The 268-nt window shown below is 62.3% G+C and carries 1 protein-coding gene; it reads left to right on the top strand.

Going from position 1 to position 268, the window contains the following annotated elements; all coding sequences use genetic code 11:
* Positions 1-268, top strand: a 268-nt coding sequence (locus AC0L20_RS41115; protein WP_473295846.1) for a hypothetical protein, incomplete at both ends; no start/stop codon positions are given.

Below are 268 nucleotides of genomic sequence, written 5' to 3' on the forward strand. Positions count from 1 at the left end.
TACTGGCCTGGGACGCAGTGCAACGGGCCACCCCCGCGCAGCGACCCGCGCTGGAGGCCAGTCATCAGAGGGAAATCAAGGACTACGCCACCCGCAGCGCCCTCTACCGCAGGTTACTGGACATTCTCACGGAGCGTGTGACGCCGTTGATCGAGACGCGTCAGTCGCTCTTGCCCCTGGCACAGGAACTGAAAAAGGTCACCCTCGCCGGCGCCGATATCAGGGACATGGAAAAAATCCTCGAGCAGTCGGTGGATGACGCCTTTGC

The sequence above is a fragment of the Bradyrhizobium sp. Kon58 genome (assembly GCF_055807455.1).